Annotated in this window: 8 protein-coding genes and 1 pseudogene; 5 read left to right on the top strand and 4 right to left on the bottom strand. The window is 72.9% G+C overall.

The window, feature by feature from the left end; all coding sequences use genetic code 11:
- The first annotated feature begins 9 nt into the window (after positions 1–9).
- Together KMS84_RS24900 and KMS84_RS24905 are read left to right on the top strand one after the other, a co-directional pair.
- The gene (locus tag KMS84_RS24900) at positions 10–1,200 is read left to right on the top strand and encodes a DUF2330 domain-containing protein (RefSeq protein WP_256918684.1); all 1,191 of its coding nucleotides are present in this window, start codon (positions 10–12) and stop codon (positions 1,198–1,200) included.
- A 139-nt stretch (positions 1,201–1,339) separates the two neighbouring features.
- The gene (locus KMS84_RS24905; RefSeq protein WP_256918686.1) at positions 1,340–2,011 is read left to right on the top strand and encodes an O-methyltransferase; all 672 of its coding nucleotides are present in this window, start codon (positions 1,340–1,342) and stop codon (positions 2,009–2,011) included.
- A gap of 96 nt (positions 2,012–2,107) precedes the next feature.
- On the opposite strand, the gene KMS84_RS24910 is transcribed toward KMS84_RS24905, so the two are convergent.
- A complete protein-coding gene (locus KMS84_RS24910; RefSeq protein ID WP_256918687.1) occupies positions 2,108–2,494 on the bottom strand; it encodes a hypothetical protein in 387 nt (128 codons plus the stop codon).
- Positions 2,495–2,611: 117 nt separating this feature from the next.
- On the opposite strand from KMS84_RS24910, the gene KMS84_RS24915 reads away from it, so the two are divergent.
- On the top strand, positions 2,612–3,091 hold the full coding sequence (locus KMS84_RS24915; RefSeq protein WP_256918689.1) for a DnaJ family domain-containing protein: 480 nt from the start codon (positions 2,612–2,614) through the stop codon (positions 3,089–3,091).
- A 40-nt stretch (positions 3,092–3,131) separates the two neighbouring features.
- Here the strand turns inward: KMS84_RS24915 and KMS84_RS24920 are convergent, their stop codons facing one another.
- Entirely contained in the window at positions 3,132–4,022 is an 891-nt protein-coding gene (locus KMS84_RS24920) for a hypothetical protein (RefSeq protein WP_256918690.1), read from the bottom strand.
- Between the two features lie 5 nt (positions 4,023–4,027).
- Positions 4,028–4,720 carry a hypothetical protein gene (locus KMS84_RS24925; RefSeq protein ID WP_256918691.1) on the bottom strand — a complete coding sequence of 231 codons (693 nt, stop codon included), beginning with the start codon at positions 4,718–4,720 and terminating at the stop codon, positions 4,028–4,030.
- A gap of 314 nt (positions 4,721–5,034) precedes the next feature.
- Here KMS84_RS24925 and KMS84_RS24930 point away from each other — a divergent pair, with 314 nt between their 5' ends.
- Positions 5,035–5,526 (top strand): GNAT family N-acetyltransferase, encoded by a 492-nt coding sequence (locus tag KMS84_RS24930; protein ID WP_256918692.1) that lies wholly within the window; start codon positions 5,035–5,037, stop codon positions 5,524–5,526.
- On the opposite strand, the gene KMS84_RS24935 is transcribed toward KMS84_RS24930, so the two are convergent.
- Positions 5,519–7,558: an MDR family MFS transporter gene (locus KMS84_RS24935; RefSeq protein ID WP_256918693.1), complete on the bottom strand. Its 2,040-nt coding sequence runs from the start codon at positions 7,556–7,558 to the stop codon at positions 5,519–5,521. The genes KMS84_RS24930 and KMS84_RS24935 overlap by 8 nt on opposite strands.
- 171 nt (positions 7,559–7,729) lie before the next feature.
- On the opposite strand from KMS84_RS24935, the pseudogene KMS84_RS24940 reads away from it, so the two are divergent.
- Positions 7,730–8,012 (top strand): annotated as a pseudogene (locus KMS84_RS24940) (hypothetical protein); the annotation flags it as partial.

The following is an 8,012-nucleotide window of genomic DNA, read 5'->3' on the forward strand; positions in this document are numbered from 1 at the left end:
TTACGGGTCGTGGCCGTGTTCGTGACGTTGCTGGCGATCCAGCTCGGTTCCCTCGTCTCCCCGGCCTACGCCTGCGGCTGCGGCGCGCTGCTCCCGGGCGACCAGCGGCAGATCAGGGTCGGCCGGGAGGTCTCCGTCGTGCGCTGGGACGGCGCGCGGGAGCAGATCGTGCTGAGCCTGACGGTCGACGGGAACGCGGAGCGGGCCGCCTGGATCATGCCCGTGCCGCACCGGGCGACGGTCCGGCTCGGCGACCCGGAGCTGTTCGACCAGCTCGCCGCGGCGACGGCTCCCGTGCGCCGCACCCGGCACCACTTCTGGCCGCAGGACGGCGACTGGCCGCTGACCACCGGCGACGCCGTCGGCGCTCCGCCCCCGCCCCGGACACGGCCGGGCCGGGTCGGCGTGGTGGGGCGCGAACGGCTCGGGCCTTTCGACGTGGCCCGGCTCACCGCCGCCGATCCGACGGAACTGGATCGCTGGCTCCACGCCAACGGCTTCACCGCGCCCCCCGGTCTGGCGGACTCCCTGCGGCCTTACGCGCAACGGCGCTGGGAGTACGTCGCGGTGCGGCTCGCGCCCGAGACCGCCGGTGTCGCGCTGCGCGGCCGGCTCGATCCGCTGCGGCTCGACTTCGCCTCCGACCGGGTCGTCTACCCGATGCGGCTGTCCCGGTCGGCGGCCGCGCCGCAGTCGCTGGGCCTGTACGTCCTCGCCGCCCACCGCATGGAACCGGCCTCCCGGATCGGCGGCGAGCGACCGCGGGTGACGTTCGCCGGGCGGCTCACCGCGACGACCGGGCCGCTGCGGGAGCTGTCGACGGGCGCGCCCTTCCTGACGGCGGTGGCCCAGGAGTTCCCGCACCCCTCAGACATCACCGGGGACCACGAACTGCGCCGGGCTGCCGCGGACACCGCGTTCCGGCAGGCCGTCTACGAGGACCGGCTGCTCGTGACGGCCGGGATCCCGGTGTGGCTGCTGACGCTCGCCGGCGCGCTGCTCGTCCTGAACGCGGTCGCGGTCGTGCTGGGGGTGCGCTGGGGACGGCGCCGGACGGACGCCGTGACCGGGACGGACGACGTCACCATCACGCCGGTCAGGGCGGCCACGCCGGCCACACCAGTCACCACGACCATGACGGCGACGACGGCGACGACGACGACGGCGCCAACGGCCGCGCATCCTGGGCCGAACGGCTGAATTCGGTTCCGCAGGGCCGTCCGGCTCGACCGGAAGGAACTCGTGGGGCGCCCGCCCCGTTGACGCGAGTAGTTAGCATCGCTAACGAGAGATGCCGGCAGGAACGACCGGACACGACAGGACAGGAAAGGCAGGACGCATGAGCGAGTCGCAGGCCTGGGACGCCGTCGACGCCTACTTCACCGACCGCCTGGCCCCGGACGACGAGATCATGGCCGCCGCTCTGCGGGAGAGCGACGCCGCCGGCCTGCCGCCGATCAGCGTCACGGCGAACCAGGGCAAGCTGCTCCAGCTGTTCGCCGAGCTCCAGGGAGCCCGGTCGATCCTGGAGATCGGCACGCTCGGCGGCTACAGCACGATCTGGCTGGCCCGCGCGCTGCCGGCCGACGGCCGTCTGGTCTCGCTGGAGTACGACCCCCGGCATGCGGAGGTCGCCACCCGCAACATCGCCCGCGCCGGACTCGACAAGGTGGTCGAGGTGCGGGTCGGCGCGGCCCTGGAGTCGCTGCCGCTGCTGGCCGACGAGAACCCGCCCCCGTTCGACCTGGTGTTCATCGACGCCGACAAGGCCAACAACGCCCTCTACCTGGAGTGGGCGCTGAAGCTCACCAGCGCGGGCAGCCTGATCGTCGTCGACAACGTCGTGCGGGGCGGCCGGGTGGTGGACGCCGACGACGACGCCCCGGACGTGCTCGGCACCCGCGCCGCGATCGAACTGATCGGCACGCACCCGAGACTGAGCGGCACCGCGATCCAGACGGTCGGGGCCAAGGGCTACGACGGTTTCGCGCTGGCACGCGTCCTGGCATAGCCCCGGGTCGTCCGGCCCGCCCAGGCCTCCCGGGCCCAGCGAGGGCCCGGTCCTCGCGGCCTCGCGGCCTCGTGGGCGTTCGGGCGTCGTGGGCGCTCAGGCCTCGAGGTAGAAACCGACGTTGACGCTGCGCGGTCCGGTGCGGTCGTACACGATGATCTCGCCGGACCCCGCCAGCGGCAGCGTCCCGCCGTACACGAGCGACTGGGTGTACTGCCCGATCACCAGTCGCACCTCGGAGGACGGCTCGTCCTGCGACCCGCGCAGCCACGAGACCTGCCAGGTGCGGTCGGGCCCGCACAGGAACTCCAGGTGCACGCGCGAGACGAACAGCCAGTCCTCGGGCGTGACGAGACGGCACACGGACTTGTCCCTGCCCACCCGCAGCACGGCGCCCGGGTCGCTGGGCGAGTCGGCCATGAGCATGCCGGCCGTGGCGCCCTCTTCCGTCCCGGAGACGGTGGCCATGGTCAGTTCGAGCACGTGCGCTCCCCTTGAGATGTCTTCGACATGCCTGTCGGCGTCCTGGGTCCCGAATGTGTTTGTGCAGCGGCCGCATGATAAATCGCCCGGGCACATCGCGTCCGGCACAATGGACGCATGACCGAGCGAAAGCCACCGGGTGTTCCGTTCGAGTCCTGGGTCGACAAGCAGATCCGGGACGCTGAGCGGCGCGGCCAGTTCGATCAACTGCCGGGGACGGGCGAGCCGTTGCCCGCGGAGCTGGAAACGCCGTACGACGAACTGTGGTGGATCAGACGCAAGATGGCCCGGGAGGGTCTGTCCGTGCTGCCGCCGACGCTCGCCCTGCGCAAGGAGGCGGAGGACGCGCTCGCGGCGGCCTACGCGGCGCCCTCGGAGCGCATCGTCCGGAAGATCATCACGGACGTCAACGTCAAGCTGCGCGACATGATGTTCAAGCCGCCGCCCGGGCCCCCGCTGGGCATGAAGCCGTACGACGTGGAAGCGGTCGTACGGGAGTGGCGGGAGCGCCGGGCGACGGCTGGGGAGAAGTCCGCCGGAGCGACGTCCCCCGGGGGAGGGTCCGCCGGAGGCGCGACCGAGCGGACCGACCCGTGACGGTCGGGCCCGCCCGGACGGACCGGCCGGACGCGGGACTTCAGAGGTGCAGCAGCCGCTCCGTCAGCTCGCGGTAGTCCCGCAGGGCCAGGCGCAGTTGCTCGGTGTCGACGGCCGCCGCGGCCTTGTCCTTGCCTCCTTCGGGCTGGTGCCAGGAGCCGCGCAGGGTGCGGCGCCGGCGGTCCACGACGTCGGTGAGGCGCGCGGCGAGTTCCTCCAGGACCTCGTCCGCTTCCGCCACGGCGTCCCGGGGCCCGTCGACGAAGCCGACGACCGCCTGGCGCATGCGCGCGGAGATGCGGTCGCACTCCTCCTCAGGGAACAGGGACAGGCCGTCGTACCCACCGGACGTCGACGGCGTCGCCGACTTCGGCTCCGGGGCCGGAGTCGGGGGCGGAGTCGACACCCCGGCGGAGGCGGCAGAGGTGGCGGACGCCCTCGGCGAGGACGGGCCGGTGGCCGGAGCGGTGATCGGCGGGACCGGAGTCCCGGAGGCCGAAGTGCTTCCGGTCTCACGGCCCTTGGCGCCCACCGCGCCGGCGTCCACGCCTGCTCCCGAAGTCGCCGCCGTTCCGGTTCCCGTTCCCGTTGCCGTTCCCGCGACGGTGTCGGGGCTGAGCGGCACGGGCTTCGCGCCCGTCGGGCCGGTGGGGTTCGCGGCGCCCGTCGTGCCCGCAGTGCCCGTCGTCCCAGCAGTCCCAGCAGTCCCAGCAGTCCCCGCCGTGCCCGCGGTGGTGTCCCTGCGCGTCGCCGCGCCGGGCTCGGCCACCGGGCCGTCGTCGCGGTGATCCCTCGACGAGCGGTCCTTGCCGAGCGGCAGGACGACCTCTCCGGGCAGGACGGCCCGGCCGGGCCGTGCGGCCTTGGCACGGTCGTCCGCCGGGCGGCGGTCGTCGGCGTTCGTGCCCCGCTCAGGTGTCAGGTCCGACATGGCGGTCAGCCCTCCTTCGTCTGGTGACGGTGGAAGCCCAACTGCGGGCGGTGGCCGGAGCGCTCCCGGGCCTCCGCCTCCTGGACGCGGTGGCGTTCGGAGCCACGGCCGGACGAAGCGATCAGGTCGTCGAACAGGGCGCGGGCCTCCACCAGGGCGGACCGCATGTCCTCCGTGTCGGGCGCGCCGGCGGCCGGCCCCGAGGCCGCGCCGGCGCCCGTCCCGTACGCGCCGGTGGAGGTCTGGGCGACGCGGTGGACGCGCCGGTAGCCCTGGACGTGGCCGGCGTGGTGGACGGAGAGCGCGGCGACCTGCTCCTCGTACTGGTCGCCGGCCGGGAAGCCGCGGGCGCCGGCCACCTCGGCGAGGAGGCGGTCCGCCTCGACGACGGCCTCGCGGGGCGAGTCGACGAACCGCTCCTGCGCGGCCGTCCAGCGGGCTTCGAACCGCTCGCGCTCGGCGGGCTCCAGCGGCCGTTCGCGCAGTCCGCCGTGCCGCTCGACGAGGGCGCCGAGTTCACGCTCGGCGGCCTTGACGTCTCCGTCGTGGCGGGCCACGGCCCGGTCGTACTCGGGTCCGAAGCGGCGCTTCAGACCGTGTCCGCCGTGCGAGCCGCGGGCCCTCACGACCAGAACGGCCGCGACGGCGACGAGGGCCGCCACGACCACGATCAGAGCGATGATCACTCCTGTGGACATGCCTTGCCTTCCGGTGTGTCGGCCCCACGGGCCGGTTCTTCTGTCGGGTTGCCCCGACTGCATCGCGTAAACGGCGGGCGTCCCGGCCCGCCGGAAGGTCCGCCGGAAGATCCGTCGGAAGGTTCGTCGGACGGCTCGTCGGAAGGTTCGTCGGACGGCTCATCGGACGGCTCGTCAGGCCCTTCGCAGGACAGCCCGTCTGACGACCCGTGAGGGCACCCCTCGAAAGGCCCCTCGAAAGGCCCGTCGGAAGGGCCCCGCGTCCTCGGTTATTCGGTTGCCTTCCGGGCAGGCCGTCGTCGCAGAATGAGCCGATGACCTGGACCATCGCCCCCGAGCCCTCCGGCTCCCCGGTCGCCGCTGCGCTCTGGCGGGACTACTACACCGAAGTCAGCGACCGCTGGTATCTGCTCCACGAGGGCCGCCGCACCGATCCGGCCGAGCTGGAGCGGGAGATCGCCGCCCGGACCTGGGAGGAACTCACGCCGCCACGGGGGCAGTTGCTCGTGGGACGCTACGACGGCGAACCGGGCGGCTGCGCGGGCGTGCTGCTGCTGCACGCCGGGACCGCGGAGCTGAAGCGGGTGTTCGTGCGGGAGGAGCTGCGTGGCAGGGGCGGCGCGGCGCTCCTCGTGCGGGCCGCCGAGGAGGCCGCTCGCGCGCTGGGCGCCACGCGGATGATCCTGGACACCCGCGGCGACCTGGTCGAGGCCCGGGCCCTGTACGCCCGGCTCGGCTACGCGGAGACCGACGCGCACAACGACGAGCCGTACGCCGACCACTGGTTCGCGAGGGAGCTCAGCTGACCCGGGGCGCCGGCCGCGGGTCGTGCGGCTGTTCCCGTTCCGAGCCGCACAGCTCACCGTTGAGCTCCTTGACCAGCTGGACGAGGTCGGTGGGCCGGTTGGGGCCCCACCAGTCGCCGAGCAGTCGGGCGAGCGACTCCTCGCGGACCTCGGCGAGCCGGTCGGCGACCTCACGGCCCTCGGCGGTGAGCACCATGTCGAGGCCCTCGCGCACGGCGAGCCGGCGCACCTCGACCTGCCGGGCCGCCTCGATGATCACCGGCAGCGGGACGGTGCTGCGCTCGGCCAGCACCGCCGGCTCGACGCTGCCGTACCGCTTGATCCGCAGCAGCAGCCAGCTCGCGGCCGGGAGGAGGTCGTAGCCGGCCCGCGCGGTGATCTTCCGGTAGATCTCGCGGCGGCCCTCGTGGGTGCCGAGGACCGACAGCGCCCGGCAGACCTCGTCGTAGGAGGAGCGCTCGACGGGGTTGCTGGCGAGGGTCTCGGTCACGTCGGGCGCGGTGACCGAGCCGCGCAGCGGATCCTCCCGCAGGAACCAGGCCAGGACGAAGCCCAGGAGCGCGACGGGGGCCGCGTACAGGAAGACGTCGGTGATGGACGAGGCGTACGCGTGCAGGACGCGCGGGCGCAGGTCGGACGGCAGGGCGGCGATGCCCCGCGGATCGGACTCCAGTGAGCCCGCCGAGACGCCGGGCGGGAGCGGGACGCCCCGGAAGGCCTCCGTGAGCTTGTCGCCCAGGCGGCTCGCGAAGACGGCGCCGAAGATGGCGACGCCGAAGGAGGCCCCGATGGAGCGGAAGAACGTCGCGCCGGAGGTGGCGACGCCGAGGTCCTCGTAGGCGACGGCGTTCTGCACGATGAGCACCAGCACCTGCATGACCAGGCCGAGGCCGAGGCCGAAGACGAAGAAGCAGGCGCTCATCGCGGCGGTGGAGCTGTGTTCGTCGAGCCGGTGCAGCAGGAGCAGGCCGATGGTCGTCACGCCGGTGCCCGCTACGGGGAACACCTTCCAGCGGCCGGTGCGGCTGACGATCTGCCCGGAGCCCGTGGACGACAGCAGCATGCCCGCCACCATGGGCAGCATGTGCACGCCGGACATGGTCGGCGAGACGCCCTGCACCACCTGGAGGAAGGTCGGCAGGTAGGTCATCGCGCCGAACATGGCGAAGCCGACGATGAAGCTGATGACGGCGGAGAGCGTGAAGGTGCGGATGCCGAACAGCTTGAGCGGGAGGACGGGTTCGGCGGCCCGCCGCTCGACGGCGACGAAGGCCACGGCCAGCAGGACCCCGAGGACCGCCAGGCCGACGGTCTGCGGCGAGGCCCAGTCCCAGGTGGTGCCGCCGAGGGAGGCCACCAGCACGAGACAGGTGGCGACGGAGGCGATGAGGAGGGTGCCGAGATAGTCGATGACGTGCCGGGTCGACCTGCGCGGGATGTGCAGCACCGCCGCGATGACGACGAGCGCGACGACGCCGACGGGCAGGTTGACGTAGAAGACCCAGCGCCAGCTGAGGTGCTCGGTGAACAGGCCGCCGAGCAGCGGGCCCAGAACGCTGGTCGCGCCGAACACCGCGCCGAACAGGCCCTGGTAGCGGCCGCGGTCGCGCGGCGGGACGATGTCGCCGACGATCGCCATCGACAGCACCATCAGCCCGCCGCCGCCGAGGCCCTGGACGGCGCGGAACGCGATCAACTGCGGCATGTTTTGCGCCATTCCGCACAGCGCCGATCCGATCAGGAAGAGGACGATCGCGATCTGGAACAGCCGCTTGCGCCCGTACTGGTCACCCAGTTTGCCCCACAGCGGGGTCGCGGCCGTCGACGCCAGCATGTACGCGGTGACCACCCAGGACAGGTGCTCCATACCACCGAGGTCGCTGACGATCGTCGGCAGGGCCGTCGACACGATCGTCTGGTCGAGGGCGGCGAGGAGCATGCCGAGCAGCAGGGCGCCGATCGAGACGAGGACGTTTCCGGACACGTGTTCCTGACGCGGATCCGCCGTCCTGCTGTGCGCGTCCAAGGCCATGGATGCCTCCTGGGGCTCTGGTGACCCTCTCCATCGTGATCGGTGTGACCCGTTATGGCCTCTTGTAGGCGACCTGGATTCTGGCGGAATCCGACATTCCGGGGCCATGGGCGATCACTTGTGGAGAGGATCTGCATAATCTCTGACGTTTGGATGGGGAGGGACGAACACGTGATCGATCCGACGGGGCAGCAGGGGCGGGCGGGGCGGCAGGGACTGCCGTGTCCGGAGTGCGGCGCGCTCCGCGCGGCCGACAACACCCCGTCCTGCGCCTGCGCCCGGCGCGCCTCGGAGGCCCTGCGCGACACGCGCACGGCCGAGGCGGCAGCGGCGGAGGACTTCGATCCGTTGCGGATACGGCCGTACGTGGAACTGGACGACTCGCCCCCCGGCGCCGACGCCGGCACCGGCGCCGCCTCGGACCTCCTCCCCCGCGCCGACACCGGCGCCGCCC

Source organism: Streptomyces hilarionis (assembly GCF_024539675.1).
Taxonomy (GTDB): Bacteria; Actinomycetota; Actinomycetes; order Streptomycetales; family Streptomycetaceae; genus Streptomyces; species Streptomyces hilarionis.